At 52.9% G+C, this 18,114-nt stretch carries 18 protein-coding genes and 1 pseudogene; 3 read left to right on the top strand and 16 right to left on the bottom strand.

The window, feature by feature from the left end; translation table 11 throughout:
- Window positions 1-190: 190 nt before the first annotated feature.
- The 10 genes and pseudogenes from MIB40_RS08255 to MIB40_RS08210 form a co-directional block, all read right to left on the bottom strand.
- Complete coding sequence (locus tag MIB40_RS08255) at window positions 191-709, bottom strand: HEPN domain-containing protein (RefSeq protein ID WP_249692882.1); 519 nt, start codon at window positions 707-709, stop codon at window positions 191-193.
- 114 nt (window positions 710-823) lie between these two features.
- The gene (locus tag MIB40_RS08250) at window positions 824-1,186 is read right to left on the bottom strand and encodes a hypothetical protein (protein WP_249692880.1); all 363 of its coding nucleotides are present in this window, start codon (window positions 1,184-1,186) and stop codon (window positions 824-826) included.
- Window positions 1,187-1,376: 190 nt separating this feature from the next.
- A pseudogene (locus tag MIB40_RS08245) lies at window positions 1,377-1,529 on the bottom strand (transposase); the annotation flags it as partial.
- A 56-nt stretch (window positions 1,530-1,585) separates the two neighbouring features.
- Entirely contained in the window at window positions 1,586-2,611 is a 1,026-nt protein-coding gene (locus MIB40_RS08240) for an HD-GYP domain-containing protein (protein WP_249692876.1), read from the bottom strand.
- Window positions 2,612-2,623: 12 nt separating this feature from the next.
- The gene (locus MIB40_RS08235; protein ID WP_249692874.1) at window positions 2,624-2,800 is read right to left on the bottom strand and encodes a rubredoxin; all 177 of its coding nucleotides are present in this window, start codon (window positions 2,798-2,800) and stop codon (window positions 2,624-2,626) included.
- Between the two features lie 33 nt (window positions 2,801-2,833).
- Entirely contained in the window at window positions 2,834-4,147 is a 1,314-nt protein-coding gene (locus MIB40_RS08230; RefSeq protein WP_249692872.1) for an ArsB/NhaD family transporter, read from the bottom strand.
- A 71-nt stretch (window positions 4,148-4,218) separates the two neighbouring features.
- A complete protein-coding gene (locus MIB40_RS08225) occupies window positions 4,219-4,665 on the bottom strand; it encodes a CBS domain-containing protein (protein ID WP_249692870.1) in 447 nt (148 codons plus the stop codon).
- Window positions 4,666-4,790: 125 nt separating this feature from the next.
- A complete protein-coding gene (locus MIB40_RS08220) occupies window positions 4,791-5,243 on the bottom strand; it encodes a hypothetical protein (protein WP_249692868.1) in 453 nt (150 codons plus the stop codon).
- A gap of 103 nt (window positions 5,244-5,346) precedes the next feature.
- A complete protein-coding gene (locus tag MIB40_RS08215) occupies window positions 5,347-8,448 on the bottom strand; it encodes an efflux RND transporter permease subunit (protein WP_249692866.1) in 3,102 nt (1,033 codons plus the stop codon).
- Window positions 8,449-8,450: 2 nt separating this feature from the next.
- Window positions 8,451-9,566, bottom strand: a complete 1,116-nt coding sequence (locus tag MIB40_RS08210) for an efflux RND transporter periplasmic adaptor subunit (protein ID WP_249692864.1) — start codon at window positions 9,564-9,566, stop codon at window positions 8,451-8,453.
- Between the two features lie 132 nt (window positions 9,567-9,698).
- On the opposite strand from MIB40_RS08210, the gene MIB40_RS08205 reads away from it, so the two are divergent.
- Window positions 9,699-10,307 (top strand): TetR/AcrR family transcriptional regulator, encoded by a 609-nt coding sequence (locus MIB40_RS08205; RefSeq protein WP_249692862.1) that lies wholly within the window; start codon window positions 9,699-9,701, stop codon window positions 10,305-10,307.
- On the opposite strand, the gene MIB40_RS08200 is transcribed toward MIB40_RS08205, so the two are convergent.
- Window positions 10,295-10,924, bottom strand: coding sequence for a pyridoxamine 5'-phosphate oxidase family protein (locus MIB40_RS08200; protein ID WP_249692860.1), 630 nt, complete (start codon window positions 10,922-10,924; stop codon window positions 10,295-10,297). The genes MIB40_RS08205 and MIB40_RS08200 overlap by 13 nt on opposite strands.
- 123 nt (window positions 10,925-11,047) lie before the next feature.
- On the opposite strand from MIB40_RS08200, the gene pdxR reads away from it, so the two are divergent.
- Both pdxR and MIB40_RS08190 read left to right on the top strand, forming a co-directional pair.
- Window positions 11,048-12,472 (top strand): MocR-like pyridoxine biosynthesis transcription factor PdxR, encoded by a 1,425-nt coding sequence (gene pdxR / locus MIB40_RS08195; RefSeq protein WP_249692858.1) that lies wholly within the window; start codon window positions 11,048-11,050, stop codon window positions 12,470-12,472.
- A 92-nt stretch (window positions 12,473-12,564) separates the two neighbouring features.
- Window positions 12,565-13,011, top strand: coding sequence for a YaiI/YqxD family protein (locus tag MIB40_RS08190; RefSeq protein ID WP_249692856.1), 447 nt, complete (start codon window positions 12,565-12,567; stop codon window positions 13,009-13,011).
- Between the two features lie 44 nt (window positions 13,012-13,055).
- Here the strand turns inward: MIB40_RS08190 and MIB40_RS08185 are convergent, their stop codons facing one another.
- From MIB40_RS08185 to MIB40_RS08165, 5 genes are all read right to left on the bottom strand, one after another.
- Complete coding sequence (locus tag MIB40_RS08185) at window positions 13,056-13,823, bottom strand: hypothetical protein (RefSeq protein WP_249692854.1); 768 nt, start codon at window positions 13,821-13,823, stop codon at window positions 13,056-13,058.
- Window positions 13,824-13,899: 76 nt separating this feature from the next.
- Window positions 13,900-14,373, bottom strand: coding sequence for a hypothetical protein (locus tag MIB40_RS08180; RefSeq protein WP_249692852.1), 474 nt, complete (start codon window positions 14,371-14,373; stop codon window positions 13,900-13,902).
- Between the two features lie 83 nt (window positions 14,374-14,456).
- The gene (locus MIB40_RS08175) at window positions 14,457-15,257 is read right to left on the bottom strand and encodes a hypothetical protein (protein WP_249692850.1); all 801 of its coding nucleotides are present in this window, start codon (window positions 15,255-15,257) and stop codon (window positions 14,457-14,459) included.
- Window positions 15,244-15,819 (bottom strand): sigma-70 family RNA polymerase sigma factor, encoded by a 576-nt coding sequence (locus MIB40_RS08170; RefSeq protein ID WP_249692848.1) that lies wholly within the window; start codon window positions 15,817-15,819, stop codon window positions 15,244-15,246. The genes MIB40_RS08175 and MIB40_RS08170 overlap by 14 nt, the downstream gene beginning before the upstream one ends.
- A 79-nt stretch (window positions 15,820-15,898) precedes the next feature.
- Window positions 15,899-17,821, bottom strand: coding sequence for a vWA domain-containing protein (locus MIB40_RS08165; protein WP_249692846.1), 1,923 nt, complete (start codon window positions 17,819-17,821; stop codon window positions 15,899-15,901).
- Between the last annotated feature and the right edge of the window lie 293 nt (window positions 17,822-18,114).

The following is an 18,114-nucleotide window of genomic DNA, read 5'->3' as shown; positions in this document are numbered from 1 at the left end:
AGTGTTTGAATATTCATGATGATTCGCCTCTTGGGTTTCGTCACCTTCAGCCTAGTTTAGGGTGGGAGGCGAGTCATCTTATTAGGCCTGACCCCATAAATTCCGAGGAACAGACCTTACATTTCACACTTGTTCGATAGTGAGAACCGAAACGTCAAATATAAGGCCTGACCCCAGAAATTTTTTAAGCTTACATAAGTTGGTTTAGAAAATCGCACCTTCGCTTTGCTTGTAAAGATATAGACTCATAGAATCCTTCCACTATATTATGATCGGGTACTGGGCCTCCTATGGCCTCTTGAAATTCAGTCGGATATCTAGTTTTAAATTTTGTTTCCGTAATAAGATCTTGAAAAAAATAGTGATTAAGTAAAACTATGGAAGAAGCCTCTTTTTGCTCTAACTTTAGTCCCAGATCCTCAGCTTTTGATGTTAACTTTACTAGATCATGGATTTTTTTTGGCTCTTCACCGCATGAAATCATATAACCTTTAATAGCCAGCTCAACAGATTGTGCTAGCAGGTGTAAATATGGCTGAGAAAGCTCTATGTAATTGTTTTTCAGAATTTTTGAAGCAGCAAGAAATTCTTTTGATTTTATATAATGTGCCAAGGCAAAAGCTTCTTTATGTGGCTTTCGCTTATCATTAAATCCGTAATTGAGGAATATCTCCTCTAACTTGATTTTTGTATCTTCTATAAGAGTCATTCTGAATTCTCAATTCTTATAACGCCGTCGTCAACTGCCGGAGGCTACTGGCACCTTTTGTGCGGGTTTTACATAAAATATGACAGTGGACGGAGGCCAGACTGCACAACCTTGTTAAACGATTCTTCGATTACTTACTTCTTCTTGCACTTTTTTGAGACATCCACTACTCAAACTACAGTCAAAAGCATATTTATCACTATCGTTAGTATGAATATACACCAGATATGAGTTATCAAATACCGAGGCTGGATCAAAGTTTTCTGGCCACTCCAGATGTGAAATTTTTGAATACTCAATATGCCAAAAAAATGAATCTTCCTTAAAATACGCCAGGGAACTATCTCTAAATTTCAAAGAATGTCTCTTTGTATCCTTGTACCCTTTTGGCTTGAAAAGAAAATGATAGAGATTAACTAAGGCTGCATTTTGACCATAGCTAATTTCATTTACTTCTACATACCATTCAAATTCCAAGTGTAAATTCACCTCGTATAACGAGGCTGTAGAAAAACAACAATCACAACATCGTTCTCCACAACCTTCATTTCTTAATTTTCGTTTTCGGTAATTTAACCAATCCCATTCAACATAATCACCCCTTATGCGAGCAGGATCGGGGGTTTGTGTGGATAGCTCTGTGGTTAAGCGATCGCTTCGTAATTCATTAGTTTTCGATGTTATGGACCAAACAGAACAATCGCCATTGCCCTTGTACCTTCTTCTTTTCTCGTAACGAGAAGCGGTTTAAGCCTTTATTGGTGCCTATAGTACCGAACACCGGCTCGAACACTGACATACGATAACTGTAGATCTGTTTACTCAGCGCACCATACCCTATAGATCATATAAAAGACGATAGCTAGTCGCTTTCTATCAATGCATCAGATGCACAAACTTTTCAAACAGATCCTTATCAAAATGGTCGGCCATTTTGTCGCGCATGAGAACCAGTGCCTCATAGGGGGTCATGGCCTGTTTGTAGGAGCGTTCGGCGGTCAGGGCATCGAACACATCGGCCATGCAGCAGATTTTGCCGTAGATATGGATATCCTTGTTGCGCAGCTGTTTGGGGTAGCCGGTACCGTCAGCACGCTCGTGGTGTTGCAGTACGATAATGCGGCTCTCTTCGGTGAGTTCACCGCTTTTTTCCAATAACTTGAAGCCTTTAAAAGGGTGCGTGCGCATATGCCGCATCTCTTCGTCGGTCAGTTTTCCCGGTTTATTGATCACCTCGGGGCGTATGTTAACTTTGCCCAGATCGTGCAGAAAAAAGCCGGCACCCAGTTCGTGCATATCGTGGCGATCGGATTGGCCGAACATCGCCTTGGCCAACATGATGCTGGTCACCCCCACATTGACCGAGTGGGTGTAGGTGTAAAAATCGTGGCTGGTGATGCGAAGCATATTGGAGGCCGTCTCCGGATCGTGCAGGATCAAATCGGTGATCGAGGTGATGGCTTTTTTGGAGGCTTTCAGATTTTCGGCGGTGGGCGTTTCCAGCAAACGATTCATCAGTTCCCGGGAGTGCAAATAAACTGCGGATGAGCGTGTTTGCGGGTCCATCTTTTTGTCATGCAAGGCTTCTTTCAGCGCTTCCGGTACCAGCGTATCCGGATTCCAGGCCGGTAAGACTTCATCTTCCTCAGCGGCTTCCTGATGCTCTGGCTCGTTAGCCTGACTCGAACTCTGGGACCAGTCATCGGGCAACTGGCTTCGGGACAGATCAATATCGAAACGTTCGATCTTGCAGCGTTTTAGCTTCTCCAGCTGGGCCGGGGTTTTGATCAAAAATTCGTTACGAATAAAGGGGTGATCCAGCCAGCTGTTGGGTAGCTTGACGTACATACCCAAACACAGCTGATCTGCATTCTGGGAGACAATACCACTCAACTTGCCCATAGGTATCTCGTACTACTCGCTCTCAAGGCTTTCACTGAACAGGTTTTTGGGGGCTCCGCATTCGGGGCAAACCCAGTCTTCGGCAATCTCTTCCCAGGGGGTACCCGGGGCAATGCCCTCTTCCGGACAGCCGAGCGCAGGATCGTACACATAATCACAAATATCGCAATGATATTGACGTGCTGTCATAACCGCCTGACTCCGAATCGACATAACTCCAGTTTAGCGCAAATAGTCAAAACCAACGCTAAATGCGATGGTGGCCATGATCAGACTAAAAACCATCATCGGCAAGCCTTTGCGCAACCACAGCATGGGTGTGATACGCGCTTCCGGAATCCCGCAACGCTCCGATTCTGTGACACAGATGACGTTTGCGGTAGCCCCGATGTGCGAGCCATTACCGCCTATCCCAACGCCAATGGCCAGCGCCCACCACAATGGCAACACGGGCACGCCCTGGGCTTCCAATCCCTGCACGATGGGAATCATAGTGACGGTAAAGGGAATGTTATCGACAATGGCACTGAGCACCGCCGCCACCCACATCAATAGAATACAGGCCAGCAATAGCTGATCTTCCTGCTTGGCAAAGTCCGCTAATTCAAAGCCCACCAAATCGAGCAAACCGGAGGACTCCACCCCTCCCACGATCACAAACAGGCCGGCAAAAAAGACCAGCACCGACCACTCCATCTCACCATAGAGTGTCTCCGGATCGGGTTGCACCAGCACCAGAGCAATGGCCGCCCCGATAAAGGCGACATAGGAGGGAAACAGGTGGAAATGGTGATGCACAAAAAACAGGATAATGGTAATGGACAGGGCAAACAGGGTTTTCTTCAGCGCCACTGGATCCTTGATCGCTTTACTCTCATCCAGATCCAGCTCAACGGTAATGGGTTGATTGAGGTATTCACGAAACAGGAACAACGTCAGGCCAATGGTGCAAAACCAGACCACGCAAATGATCGGGCCCATATTCAGTATAAAGGTCATGAAATCGATATTGCCCGCACTACCGATCATGATGTTGGGCGGGTCACCCACCAGAGTGGAAGCACCACCGATGTTCGACAACATGGCCTCGGCCATTAAAAAAGGTAGCGGGTTAATGTTCAGCAAACGGGTGATCAGCACGGTCAGCGGTGCAAAGATCAGCACCGTGGTGACATTATCCAGGAACATACTGATGACACTGACCGCAATACAGAGAAACACCAGCAAACGACGGGGATCACTGCCGGAGGCCTTGGCAATTTTTATCGCCAGGTATTCAAAGCCCCCCGTTGGACGCAGCATGACCACCATCATCATCATGCTGATCAACAGAAACATGGTATTGGCATCGATCGCTTGCACCGCTGCGGTTTGCGAATAAAACCCCATCCAGGTGCCCACGCCAATCATCAGGATGCCACCGGCCAGTGCTGCACTGGAGCGATGAATCAGCTCGGTAAAAATAACAATATAGGCCAGCACCATAGTCGCCAATGCGACACCCATGGCGGTTGTGAAACCGGCTTCGCTTTCCATATCCCCCAACTCCCTGTGATCTTATTGTTCTATGCTTCTAATGAGTTTTGTTGTTCGTGCAACGGCTTTTGTTAGAGTTTATCGAGCAGCCGTTGGACGATAGTGATACGAGTGACAATGCCACGATAGGTATCATTCTCGACCACGAAAAGGCAACTGGTGCCCTTACCTGTCATCAAGGCCAGGCCCTTGGTTAATGAAGACTCTGGCGTTACCAGATAGAACTTGTCGGTGATGTAATCATCGATCAGCTTGCTGCACCACTCGTCCATATCGGGTTCTATGGCATGCAACATTGCGGCTTCATCCCCCAGGACATGAGCCGCCTTGGCGAGGTAGTCCGGCAACATCATTTCCGCCAGCAGATCGTGAAGACTGACAGCCCCACAGATAATGCCTTGTTGATCCACCACCGGTAGCGTCGAGACCCGATAGTCGGCACAGTCCCGAAACAACTTCTCCAGGGTATCCCCTTTACTCAGGGTACTGGTCATCTGTGCAGAAGCGCCCAAATTCATTCATCACCTCCCCGGTCGAAATATTGGAGTTTCCTCCATTATGGATAGACAGGCAGGGGAAAGCCAATAGCTACCCGGCACAAACCCCAGAGGGTAGTGCCAGGTGGCCAGACTAGAGACGGAAGTTATTGATTTGCAGTAGACGCGCCTGGCGCTGAGGCCTGTTCGGGCTCGCGTTCAACCAGACCCAGTTCACGATACCAATCCCAGGCGTCGGCCTCATCAGTAAAAACGCGACACTCCAGGCCATCGATGTCGCGTATGTAGGACAGGAAAAGTTCTCTCGCTAAACCTTGCTTGCTATCGACCAGCGCAATATAACGACGGTTAACCCGAACGGAATCGATAACCGAGCTGCGTATCGGCCCCGCGGTTTCGGGCACCGACAGTTTCCAGTCGCTGATATCATCAATGGTGCCCCAGGCTTTTTGACCCAGATTATGCTGATACAGGCGATCCCGAACCCCATCCCGAAATGCGTTGAAGCCCTCTTCGTTAAAAGATCCCGTGTACTTAATATGGATCACCTGATCCACTACGTTGAGCCTGTATTGGCCATGGGCTTTGCTGGAATTCATAAAAAAAATCTGTAAAACAGCCTGCTTGAAGGTAAACCTGATATTAGTTGAGGGTAGCACTGAAGCCGAATCCAGTCGTCCATTCGGCTGCAGATTTTTACCCTCAGGCGTTTTCGGTGACAGCCTCTGGCTGAGGTTGCTCAGTCGCCTCGAAGGCACGGTAGCGACTCATCAAAAGAAACGCCGCCGGCACAAAGAAGAACGACAACAGAGTGGTCAACAACGTACCGCCCGCGACCGCAACAGCGAAGGGAGGCCAGAAACCACCCCCTTCAAGCATCAACGGCATAAAGCCTCCCAGCGTCGTGATCGTGGTTGAGGTGATGTGCCGCGTACAGACTTCCACCGCCCCGACGATCGCTTTCGGGTTGCCCTGGACCGCTTCCGGGTCGGCCCGTAATTCAGCCAGGATAACGATCGAGGCGTTAATCGCCAGCCCCATCAGACCCAATAGCCCGATGATGACATTAAAACCAAAGGCATAATCGAACAGGTACAGACTGAGTAAACCCAGGCCTGCTGCCTGCACGGCCGTCACCAAAATCAACACACTCAAACGGAAGCTGTTAAACGAGAGCACCAATACCGTTACCAGCAGAGTCAGGATAACGCCAATATCCACCAGCAGGTTGCCCACGGCTTCATCCCGCTCAGCCGATTCACCACCCACTTCCAGGCGATAGCCAGTGGGCAGCTCGAAGCCCTCTTCCGCGAGCCGCTCCTGATAGGCTTCCAATACGGTCGCCGGTAAGACTCCGGCTCGAATATAGCCCGCAATGGTATTCACCCGCTCGCCGTCGCGTCGTCGTATCGCACCGCGGCTGGGCTCAATACTGACATCGGTCAACGCCGACAGGGGCACGCTGTCGCCCTGATTCGGAGTGATACTGATATCACCCAACTGCCCGGGCTGACGACGCAGCTCGCTGGCCACCCGCACCCGCACAGGGATCGACTCGGTGGATTCCAGAATCGAGCCTTGCACACTGCCTTCCAGCGAGTTGCGCAACTGCCCGGCAATCGCCGTCAAGGTCATGCCACCCTGCAAGCTGGCTTCTTCATTAACGGTCAGCCAGACCTTGGGCGTGCCGGGTTGCAGGCTGGCACGGGTATGAATTACCGATTCGGTTTCCGACAGAATTTGCCGTGCCCGATCACCCAGCTGTTTCAGAGTATTGAGGCTGGGACCAAAAATACGTACCTCGACCGGCGCATCGAAGGGAGGGCCTTGTTCCAGCTTGCGCACCAGAATCTGGGCGGAGGGCAACTCATCATCGAGTATCAACTGCAGCTCGGGGATCAGGCGATTGGCGGCTTTGAAATCGACCGCCTTGACCATCGCCTGCGCGTAGTTCTGCGCGCCCTGCTGCGAAGGAATCAGGTTGTAGTAGAAACTCGGGGCGTTATTCCCCACAAACCACTGCACGCTTTCGATCTCCTCCTCGGCATGCAAGCGCTGGCTGATCCGCTCGGTCATTCGATGGGTGGCGGTCAGGCTGGTTTGGGCCGGCATAAAGAGTTCGATCTGGAACATATCCCGGTCGGAAGCCGGGAAAAATTGCTCGGTCAATTCGCCAGCCGCTTTAAAGCCTGCCAGGGGCACCAGCGAGACAATCAGCAGGGTAGTCCAGGGTCGCTCTAATGCAGCTTCCAAGGCACGATGAAAACCATTTGATAGCCAGGGCAACGTCAACCCCCGGTTATACCAATGATGGTCTTCGGGAGCTCCGGGCGGCAGAAAACGCCCGGCCAAACCGGCCACCAAGGTGTGAGAGATCAGATAAGAGCCGATCAGGGAGAAGATCACACTGAGGGCAATACCACCGACGAACTCGCCGGCCGAGCCCGGCATCAAAACAATCGGCATAAAGGCCAGGATCGTCGTCAAGGTTGAACCCAATAACGGCAACCAGAGGTGATGTACCGACTCCATAACAGCCTCGATAGCCGAGCGCCCCTTTTGACGCAGGAACTGGATACTATCGGCCATCACGATCGCGTTATCGACCATGATTCCCAACGCCACCACCAAACCGGTGACCGACATCTGGTGAATCGGCAAGCCGTAATAATTCATGCACGCCAGGGTAAAAAGCACGGTCAATGGTAGCGAACTGGCGACAATCATCGCCGAACGCCAGCCCAGGGTGATCAGCAATACCACGGAGATAATGACAAAACCGATCAAGACATTACTCGCCAGGGTGCCGAGACGGTCGTTGGTATAGCCGCTCTGGTCAAACAGGATTTCAAGCTCAACATTGCTTGGCAACAGGCTGGCGAAACGTGCTTGTTCCCGGTCCAGTCGTTCACTCCAGCGATCGACACGCTGGCTCGGTCCCATGCGCACAGCGACCACGACGGAACTCTTGCCATCGACCAGGGAGAGTTCTTCCAGTGGCCACTGCACGGCCCGTTCAACATGGGCCAGATCCCCGACCCGATAAACAAAGCCCTGGGCATCGGTACGCAGGGGAATATCGCGGATTCGTTCCAGCGAATCCAATGCACCCATCAATTCAACCTGAAGCTGGTTGTTATCGTTCACCAGTCGGCCGGCCGTGACCTTGGCATCGGCGGCGGCGATTCGGTTGGAGATATCCTGGGGAGACAGCTGCATGGCGCTGGCCAGATGCTGGTCCACCTCGACCAGAATTTCTTCCTCCGGTGCGCCATAGATCTCAACGTAATCGGTGCCCGGCATGGCGCGCATACGGCTTTGCAGCTCTTTGCCATAACGGCCCAACGTCGCCAGATCCAGCTCACCTGGACCGACCCAGTTCAGCGCAATAATTCGGGTAAAGGCGTACCCCTTGTCGTCGTCCAGAGAGGGACTGCCCACTCCCTGAGGTAGAGTCAACTCCACTTCCCCCAGCAAATCCCGAGCCTTGGACCAGACCGGGTCAGGGTCTACAATCTCCGCCTTGAGTTCAATCTTGACCAGGGAAATACCCGGACGACTGGTCGATGTGATCAGTTTGATTTCCGACAGCTTGCGCAACCGGTTCTCGATCGGCTCGGTCACCAGAGCCTCGACACGTTCCGCGCTGGCTCCCGGGAAGTTAGTAATCACTGTCGCATAACGACTAATGATTCTAGGGTCTTCTGTTCTCGGCAAGGCGCTCAGTGCCCCCAGACCAGCGACCACCAGAATCGCAATGACCAGCGAAACCAGGCGGCCATTGGTAACAAAGCTGCGAATCATGACTACTTCTCCTGAGCCGTATCATTCGCCGCCAGGCGCACCTGCTGCCCGGGTACCAGGCGATGCAGCCCGGTGCTCAGCAACAGCTCATTATCCGCCAGACTGCCACTGATAAACGCCCGTTCTCGATCCGCATAAAGAATGCGCACATCTCTGGCCACCAGCTGATAATGGCTACCGTCCTCCAGAGGTTTCATTACGAACACATTCCAGAGCCCTCGAATGCCATCGGTCAGGGCAGTCAGGGGCACCCAGAAACCGGGCTCCTCGACATGCTCTTCTACCAGCAGCTGAGCCATCTGGCCATTGACTACCGTCGCCTCGACGGGCAATTGCAGGCGCAACTGAACGGTTCGGGTTACCGGGTCCACGTTATGGCCTCGAGTAATCAGGCTGGCCTCAAACAGCTCGCCACCCACATTAATTGGCATCTGCGGCCGTAATTGCTTTAACAGTCGAACAGGAACCCCCACCTTGACCTCGGCGCTGCCGCGTAAAAGCAGTGACAGTGCCGGCGTTCCAGCCGCTACCACACTGCCCGGCGAGGTCAGACGCTCATCAACCACCGCATCGAAGGGGGCACGCAACAAGGATTTTTCCAGACGCAAATGCACCGCGCTAAGCTCGGCCTTGGTGCGAGACTGCTTGGCCAGCAAGGCTTCCCGCCGGCTTTCAAGCTCGTCGAGACTCTGCTGGGAAGCAAAACCACTGCTGTTCAGGGATCGAATACGCTTGAGATTCGAGTCCACCAGCTTGAGCTCGGCCACCAGCTCTTCCTGCTGGGCTTCCAACTGACGCTGTTCGGTATCCAACAGTCGAGTATCGAGGCGCACCAGAGGATCACCGGCGGTCACAGCTTCACCCTCGTCGACAAAAATTTCAGCGACCTTACCGGCCAACTCAAAGCCCAACTCGGCTTGCTCCTTAACCTGAACACTGCCAATAAAGCGACGTTCCGCTTCGTAGCCTGCCTGTTGAACCAGATGCTCACCCTGGGCTAAATGGGTATAGGGTTGCTCGGTGTCAGCGCTGTTGCTGTCGCTGCAACCGGATAATAGAAGAAGGGAACAGAGGACACCCAGAAGCATCGGGGCGGGAAAAGCTGCGAAAGCAGGCATGTTGAGATCCTTTCATAGTCTAATACTGGACTGATGAGTCTATTTTAATTAGAGTAGACTGGACTGTCTAGTTTGATTTAAACCGATTAGTTCTATAGTCATCGTACTGTTAAATAAGTTGAGATAGGTTCTATGGTGAGAAACCGCAGTAAGAGCGAAGAAAAACGGGATAGCATCCTCGACTCCGCTATTTGCCTGTTTATCGAGCAGGGCTTTGAAAATACCAGCATGGATCAGATCGCCCAGCGTGCTAACGTTTCCAAGCAGACGGTCTACAGTCATTTCGCCGGCGGCAAGGAAGAGCTGTTCAGCGCCTCCATTCGCAGCAAATGCACCAGTCATCAACTGGATGCCGAAGCGTTCAAGAAGCTCAAAGACCCCCGTAGCGCCCTCACCACTCTGGCCTTTCGGTTCTCCGAACTGTTGCAAACCCAGGAAGCTGTGCACGTTTTTCGTACCTGCGTTGCCCAGGCCGAAACACACCCCCAACTCTCCCGACTCTTTTTTGCCGAAGGCCCGGGCAATATGTTTGATCAGGTCGAGTTTCTGCTGCTGCAGTTTCACCAACAAGGACTGCTCAATATCGAGCAGCCCCGCTTCGCCGCCGTCCAGTTTTTAATGATGATTCATGGTGAATCGCGCCTGCGACTGGAGCTCAATGTCGAGCCCCGGCCAGAGGAAGAAACTCAACACTACGTGCAAAACTGCGTCGATACCTTTATGCGCGCCTACGGTTGTTGAAACGCCTGCCTCTCGTCATCCCAGGGCACCGGCGTCCCTAACACCGTTGATACGGGAATTACCCCGGTCCAGACCGGCCAGGCCAGATCTTCGGGATTACAGGAAGGGCCGGTAGCCCGCACCTTGGCCGAAGCCTCATCAATATCAAACGCCAGCACCGAGGTAGCCTTGAGCTCGGCTTCATTGGGCGAGCGCGCCTGTCCGGTCACTCGACCTTCCCGGAAACGCACCATCAATTGCCGCAATGCGGCCTGCTTCTCCGCATCCTCACTGACCAAACGGGCTTTGCCATACAACATCACCGAACGGTAGTTAACCGAATGGCTAAATTCGGACCGGGCATACACCAGACCATCGAGCAAAGTGACCGTAACGCAACCGGTCTGCCCCTGCAAAAGCGCTTTGAACAGACCATTTTTCGATGAGCCGTGAACATAGAGCTGGTCCCCCATTCGCCAGTGCAAAGTCGGTTGCACCATGGGCACAGAGTCTCGATTAGCGGCAAGATGGCACACCAGGGCCTCATCGAGAATCTGGTTGATAGTATCCCTTGAATACTCGGCCCGCTTCGGTCCCCGCCGCACCCTGGTACGCTCTGTCATTGCAATCGTTGCCATTTTTATCCTCCTGGAATTGCTCTTAACCATCCTCTCGGGACGGTCGATTTGCGATACCGGCAATGTACGGACAAAATGGGTCCAAACAAAGATCCACTTACGCAAAATAAGCAGGCCCACTTAATGCAACCTCTGGCTGGCATACAGGTTTTCGAGCAGGACCCTACTCCCCGTTATCGACAACTCTATCGACAACTGCGTGATGCCATTCTGCGCGGACAACTGCACCCGGGAGAGCGTCTGCCTTCCAGTCGAGCCCTCAGCCAGCAACTGCAACTCTCTCGCAATACAGTGAAAAACGCTCTGGAACTGCTACAAGCCGAGGGCTATATCCATTCACGCCACGGCGCCGGAACCTGGGTTGAACAGAATTTGCCGGACCACCCCCTGCAAGGCGCCCAGCAGGAATTCGCCTCCACTGCCAAACCAGCACCGACCCTCTCCTCTTTGGGGCAACGATTAATAAACCACGCACCAAGCAGCACACTGGGCTGGGATCGACCACTAACCCCTGGAAGGCCAGCACTCGATGCCTTTCCCTGGCAACGCTGGCGGCGCTGCTGCGCGCTCGCAGGAAAACATCATTCGACTCCCGTGGTCGGTTTACCCGAACTCCAGACCCACCTGTGCGACTACCTGCGCCAGAGCCGAGGCATACGCTGCGAACCTGAACAGGTACTGGTATTTTCAGGCTCGCAACAAGCCCTGCAATGCGCCGCTGCCCTGTTGCTTGATCCCGGACAACCCGTTCTGGTGGAAGATCCGGGTTTTACGGGTATCAGTGCGATGCTAGATACTGTGAACGCTCGAGCAATGGCGTGTCCGGTGGATGCATCCGGCTTTCAGCTACCGGATTCGACCGAAGCGGCCATGGCCATTATTACGCCATCACGAAACTATCCGCTCGGTTTTACATTAAGCCTGGAAAGACGCTTGCAACTGCTCGACTGGGCCAAGACCCACAACAGCTGGATCATCGAAGATGATTACGACAGCGAATTTCGTTTTCGCGGATCGCCCTTGATGGCTCTGCAAGGGCTGGATAACCACGACAAGGTGATCTACAGCGGCACCTTCAGTCGCATTATGTTCCCCGGTATTCGCCTCGGTTATCTGGTCGTCCCGCCGCCTTTGGTCACTCCCTTTAGCAAGGCGCGGCGTCATCTGGACGGCGGCACATCCGTCACCAGCCAGGCCGCCCTGGCGGAGTTTATGCAGCGCGGCTACTTTGCCAGTCACCTGCGTCGCATGCGCAAACTCTACCGACAACGTCAACAACACCTGCACCAACAGATGCTTCCGCTATCGGACAGGCTCCAGCTATTACACGAAGACGGTGGCATGCATTCGGTCTATCTGTGCCCCAACCTCAGCGATAAAAAACTGGCTAAAGATGCGCAAAACCTGGGTCTGGGAGTCAGGTCCCTGTCACCGCATTATGCAACCAAACAGGGTATGAACGGCCTGATGATCGGCTTTGCCGGGTACGACGAAGCAACCCTCGACAACGCCGTTGATTTGTTGCAAAAGGCTCTGATGAGTCCGTAGCGAAACGGTATCCTGGATTAATAAACTCATTTGCCGATGTTGGATGCATGCGTTTTATGACAGAATCGATCCGGCTCACATAAGGAGAAACCATGCAGATCTGGGTCGATGCCGACGCCTGCCCCAAGGTGATCAAAGATATCCTGTTTCGTGCCGCACAGCGCACCGAGACATCACTGACTCTGGTCGCCAACCAGCCTCTGGCCACGCCGGCGGGTAACCTGATTCAGTCGGTACAGGTGCCGGCAGGATTCGATGTCGCCGATAACCATATCGTGCAACAACTCAGCGCCGGTGATCTGGTGGTCACTGCCGATATTCCTCTGGCGGCGGAAGTGGTAGAAAAGAAAGCCCTGGCGATTAACCCCCGAGGAGAACTCTATACCCCGGAAACCATTCGCCAGCGTTTGGCCATGCGTAATCTTATGGAAGAATTGCGCAGCAGCGGTGAACAGCTCGGTGGTCCAGCCAAGTTTAGCCAGCAGGATCGGCAACGCTTTGCCAATACTCTCGATCGCCTGTTGGCGCAGGCCAACTGAGGAGTGACCGCTTCGTTTGCTGAGCGGTGGATCAGCCAATAAATTCAGGCCGATTCGGAATCTAAAACACCTTTTTGTTCCAAAACCGGATGGGCGCGCCGATAGAGCTCGGGCAAAAAATAGGGCAAGGTACCCACCTCTTCTACTTGATGCCGTAACCATTGCTGCAAGACCGGGGGAGGAAAGCGTTTGCTGGCGATGTAACGGTTAATAATCGGCCCGATGATCGGTACTTCCGAGCCCAACAGTGCGTGAACGCTGTAGCTGGTGCCTCCGTTTTCTGCCACAAAACGATGTTCGATCCGTCCGAATGTCAGGGGCCCCATGGAGGGCGCAACCAACATACCCTGCTGATTGAAGCTCAGAATTCGTCCACTGCCTTTACTGAAAAATGGGCCAAAACGCTCCTGGCGGTAGACCAGGGCACCAACGCCTATACCCTCAGAACCATCAGCAGCCGGCTCCAGCAGGCGAATCACCCCGTGCTCGCTGGGATGAAACAGATGGTAATAGCTGTATTTCTCGCCGTTCCAGTCGGCTCGACCTATAGGAAGCTGCTGATACCACCAGCTCAACATGGCCGGAGAAACGCCCTCCAGCACCGGATGCTGCAAACGGATTTCGAGCCGACCATCGTCCCGTACGCGGTAATCGTAGTTGGCCTGGTCCAGTGTCGGCAGGCGCCAGCCGAAGTCCCGTGCCGGCGCCATATCAAAGCTGGGTCGAGGCCAGATAAACAGTAACAATAGAGCCAGCGCCAGTAGCAACAGCAGCGTAAGCAGTCCATAGCCCAACCAACGAATCTGTAACATAAGGTCCCGGTTTATGATTATCTTCAGATCAAGTGCCCAGCATGCCCAGATGAAGTGCAAGTCGCATTAACCCGGGTTAATCCTCTGATTCATCAACAGGAAGCGCTGCAAAAAAATTTTCCACCTCCTCTCGCGGGACGCTAAAGCCCTTGTCTTCCAGCCAAAGAATGGCATCGTCAACATTGCTTTTAAAAACCAGAGGAATATTGCCAGCCTGATTGGAACTCATTACCGATTCAATCTGCAGGCGGGGGAACAATCGGTCAAACAGATAGACTGTGCCTCTTTGTCCATGATCAATGGCCCAGCTTCGAAGCTTGATAATTTCAGGTTCCGAATCGCGGGTTGCCATCCCCCAATTATTAGCAAACACTATCGCCCCCCAAGTCTGCTCAATATACCGAGGCGGTAACAGCCTAGCTAAATCTTGACCATACTGCTTCACGGCTTCTCGGTTCCAGCGTCCGGAAACCCACACCAGGAGCACTCTTTCCGATGTCGGCTGAATGAGCCAGGCACCATGGACCTTGTTTTGGTTGGATTGATTCATATTCCTCTTCACTCTGCAGCACTCTGGCCTTAACCCATAATAGACGGGCGGGGACATTGCGGCTGCTTGAACAAGGCGCCGGCTTATTCCAGAGCTTCTTGCAACGCCTGGCCGACAGGAAAATCGGGATAATGAACTCGAAATTCACTAAACATTCGCTGCGCTTCTTCTGTCTCCCCGCTGTCGAGCAGATGCTGAATTGAGTCTAGCCATTGCTGGGGGGATGGTAGCTCCAACTCCTCTTTGTCGCCTAGATCGGTTTCAACGGCCGCTTTACCCGCTGATCGATTCGGCTTTTCCTCGAGCGACAAGGCGGGTTGCCTCGCAGGGTAAGCTGTAATGCTTTCGGGTGCTGAACGGGTGGATAAATCGCTCTCCATTGCAGCCGCTTCGGATACAGATTCTGCCCTTTGAGCGCTTTTCTCACGACTTTCAAAGCCAATGCTTTGCGGCGGACCGGTATCATCAAGGCGTTTGGCGGCGTTCGATTGCTGTCGTGGCACGGCTGAAGTGTCACCCTGCGAAGAGATAGCATCCGAAGGCATCACCTTCTGCTGCAACCCTATCCCGGAAGCAGAACCGGGCTTGGCCGGAACACTCGAAGACGAATCCAGAGGGGCATCATCCAACAGAAACTCTGGGGGGGAGGCCGGCATTTGGTACAGATAAATCAAACTTCCCAGGACCAGGGTCGCCGCCACCGAAGTCGGCCATTGCCAGCGGTGCCATTTTGCCAGAGAGGTGTCGGACCGACGTTTTTTTGCATCCAAGCGCGCGGTATTGAGGATTTTCTCATCCAGTTTAGCGCTCGGTTCCTCTGCTTCCAGACTGTGGTACAGAGACCGTACAAACTGCTCATCTGTAGGAGATTCAGGCTCGTTCACGACTCACCTCCTGCCACTTATTAGTGACACAGTCTCGTAATTTTTGATAAGCATAACGCAATCGGCTTTTGGTCGCCTCGACCGAAGCACCCACGACTTCCGCCACCATAGGCGCATTGAACCCCACCTCCTCCTTCAACATAAAGGCTTCCAGCTGGGGAGAAGGTAACTGCTGCAAACAATGTCGTAACAACTGTGCCTGTTGTTGTTGCTCCGCCATATCATGAGGGCCGCAATCCGGTGCAATGGCCTCATGTTCCACACCGACCGAGACCATGGCCGGACGTCGATAATGGTCAACCAGCCGATTATGGGCGATACGGTATAACCAGGTATCAAAGCGCGCCTCGGGACGATACTGACTGGCGGCAGCAATAACACGCCCCCACACATCCTGATAAAGATCTTCCGCAAGCATGGGTTGAGAGCATTGACGCAAGAAATAACAATAGAGACCTCGACGGTGGCGTTGGTAGAGTAACTCAAAGGCCTCTGCCTCGCCTTCACCAAAACGCAGCATCAGGTCGTGATCATCCAGTTGTTCGAGGGTTCGCATGGTCATAGCTTAAGACGCCAGTCAGCAAAATAACAGAGATGAGTATCACCCACCCCTGTTGAAATATGCCCGATCACAACGCCAGTTACTGCACTACTGATAGAGGCTGGGGCATGACCTGCAATAGTCGGCTCTTGCCTTTGCCGGGTCGCTCTACCAGAGGATCCAGATGCTCGTCCTGAGATGGCTGGGAAGATTGAGACTGCTGTGACATTCGAGACAGCTCACGAGCGCTGTGTACCAACTGCAAAAACTCTCCTCGATAACCGTACAGGTCCTGACCACGAGCGCCGGCAGCCAACTGCGCAACACCCTCATAATCAAACTGATTGGTATAATGGCCTCCGCGTAACAGTTGCCCGAAACCCGCAACCGCCGCCGCAAAACGCAAACTCTCGCTGCTGTCCTCCAGGTTATTATGCAGTGCACTGGTATTCAAAGGTTGCTCCAGCAAACGACTCTGGCTCTGACCAGGCAACTTATAACGCAGGCGCAAAAATGCGAGCTCCTGACTGTCAGGTAACGCGCGTTTTTCGGACATGGTGCCGTAACGCAAAGGTTCGATTCGCTCCGCTCTGCCGCCCTGCAGGGTCAATTCATAGAGCGCCGTAACATTGTGTCCTGCTCCGATGTCGCCGGCATCGACTTTATCGTTGGTAAAATCTTCCCGGGCCAGTAGCCGATTTTCATACCCAATCAAGCGGTACTCAGACACCTTGGCCGGATTGAACTCGATCTGGATTTTAACGTCACTGGCAATGGTTTGCAGGGTTGAGCCCAGCTCATCGACCAACACTTTACGCGCCTCATTGAGAGTATCGATGTAGGCATGATTGCCATTGCCAACATCAGCCAGTTGTTCCATCAGGGCATCGTTGTAATTACCTTGGCCAAAACCCAGCGTGGTCAGGCTGATTCCGGATTGTCGACGTCGTTCGATCAGGTTTTTCAGTGTATCCTGATTGACAGTTCCGACATTAAAATCACCATCGGTTGCCAATACGACCCGGTTGATACCGCCCTCGATAAAGGCTTGCTGAGCCATCAGGTAGGCCAGCTCGATACCTGCCCCGCCATTGGTAGAGCCCCCGGCTTCCAACTGCTGCAGCGCTTGACTGATTTCCGCCTGACGATTTCCTGGTGTCGGTTTCAGCACCACACCGGATGCTCCGGCGTATACCACCAGGGAAATTCGATCTTCGGGGCGCATTTGGCGCGTCAGCATCTGCAATGAACGCTTCAGTAACGGCAGTTTGTCAGGGCTTTGCATCGACCCGGAAACATCGACCAGAAATACCAGATTGCTCGCCGGACGCTGGGCACTGGGCACCTCATATCCTTGCAGCCCTATCCGCAACAGAACCCGTTGCGAGTCCCAGGGCGCTGGTGCCATCTCCGTATTGACCACAAAGGGCAGGTTAGTGGATTGAGGACCAGGATAGGCGTAGTCAAAATAGTTCAACATCTCTTCGATGCGCACGGCATTGGACGGCGGTAGCTGACCCGCCTTGAGCATACGACGAACATTACTGTAACTGCCCGTATCGACATCGACGCTGAAGGTTGAAACCGGATGCTCACTGACTCGTTTTACGGCATTGGCCTCTATTACAAGGTAGTTTTCCCGGTCGGTGATCTGGCCATACATTGGCGCCACCGCATCACCGGGCATCAACATCGCTTCAGATTCTTGCATCACCGATAGTGCCGGCGCTGATCTCAAGCGCTGTAATCGCTTACTGGCTGCATTTTCATTCGAAGGCTTACCCTGGGCTTGTTGGTACTGAACCATTGGCCCGCCGGCAAGCCGGTCGATCAAATCAACACTCTGATCCTGCTCTTTGCGTTTTACCGCTTCTTGAGGTTTCAACTCGGGATGTTGAATCGAGGTAGACGTACCCGAAGATTCAACGTCTGCAGGCTGCTGGGAGTTACCACAGCCCTGGAGGGCCAATAGCGCTCCCAAAGCGCTTAGAGTCAAGATGTGTCCGTAAGTCGGGGGGTTCATATTTATCTCCTTGGTGTTTTCCCCCTATAAACGCCCAGCTACTGCAAAAGGGTTAAAAATCTTTCATTTATTCTCTGGATAGGGACATTTGTCCCAAAAAAGGTCACCAGGGACCACTTACCCGCAATGCAAAAGTGTCTATAATCCTGCCTAGTAAGGGGATATTGATTCTCCACACCAGTTCAGAAACTAGCCGTAACCTGCTTTAGGGAAAACTGCAGCCTTTAACAACAACGGCCTCAGACCACAGTTTTTGCAGGGAATCGGATCATATCTGTAAGAGGCCCAACCGA

The sequence above is a fragment of the Aestuariirhabdus haliotis genome, assembly GCF_023509475.1.
In the GTDB taxonomy this organism is placed as follows: domain Bacteria; phylum Pseudomonadota; class Gammaproteobacteria; order Pseudomonadales; family Aestuariirhabdaceae; genus Aestuariirhabdus; species Aestuariirhabdus haliotis.
This window is presented reverse-complemented; position numbering and strand designations above follow the sequence as displayed.

Bases quoted from the DNA above. Each gene is read 5' to 3' on its own strand.
- MIB40_RS08190 (WP_249692856.1), top strand. From the start codon at position 12,565: ATGCAGATCTGGGTCGATGCCGACGCCTGCCCCAAGGTGATCAAAGAT.
- MIB40_RS08255 (WP_249692882.1), bottom strand. From the start codon at position 709: ATGACTCTTATAGAAGATACAAAAATCAAGTTAGAGGAGATATTCCTC.
- MIB40_RS08180 (WP_249692852.1), bottom strand. From the start codon at position 14,373: ATGAATCAATCCAACCAAAACAAGGTCCATGGTGCCTGGCTCATTCAG.
- MIB40_RS08220 (WP_249692868.1), bottom strand. From the start codon at position 5,243: ATGAATTCCAGCAAAGCCCATGGCCAATACAGGCTCAACGTAGTGGAT.
- pdxR (WP_249692858.1), top strand. From the start codon at position 11,048: ATGCAACCTCTGGCTGGCATACAGGTTTTCGAGCAGGACCCTACTCCC.
- MIB40_RS08210 (WP_249692864.1), bottom strand. From the start codon at position 9,566: ATGCCTGCTTTCGCAGCTTTTCCCGCCCCGATGCTTCTGGGTGTCCTC.
- MIB40_RS08240 (WP_249692876.1), bottom strand. From the start codon at position 2,611: ATGGGCAAGTTGAGTGGTATTGTCTCCCAGAATGCAGATCAGCTGTGT.
- MIB40_RS08230 (WP_249692872.1), bottom strand. From the start codon at position 4,147: ATGGAAAGCGAAGCCGGTTTCACAACCGCCATGGGTGTCGCATTGGCG.
- MIB40_RS08200 (WP_249692860.1), bottom strand. From the start codon at position 10,924: ATGGCAACGATTGCAATGACAGAGCGTACCAGGGTGCGGCGGGGACCG.
- MIB40_RS08215 (WP_249692866.1), bottom strand. From the start codon at position 8,448: ATGATTCGCAGCTTTGTTACCAATGGCCGCCTGGTTTCGCTGGTCATT.
- MIB40_RS08170 (WP_249692848.1), bottom strand. From the start codon at position 15,819: ATGACCATGCGAACCCTCGAACAACTGGATGATCACGACCTGATGCTG.
- MIB40_RS08185 (WP_249692854.1), bottom strand. From the start codon at position 13,823: ATGTTACAGATTCGTTGGTTGGGCTATGGACTGCTTACGCTGCTGTTG.
- MIB40_RS08165 (WP_249692846.1), bottom strand. From the start codon at position 17,821: ATGAACCCCCCGACTTACGGACACATCTTGACTCTAAGCGCTTTGGGA.
- MIB40_RS08205 (WP_249692862.1), top strand. From the start codon at position 9,699: ATGGTGAGAAACCGCAGTAAGAGCGAAGAAAAACGGGATAGCATCCTC.
- MIB40_RS08235 (WP_249692874.1), bottom strand. From the start codon at position 2,800: ATGACAGCACGTCAATATCATTGCGATATTTGTGATTATGTGTACGAT.
- MIB40_RS08225 (WP_249692870.1), bottom strand. From the start codon at position 4,665: ATGAATTTGGGCGCTTCTGCACAGATGACCAGTACCCTGAGTAAAGGG.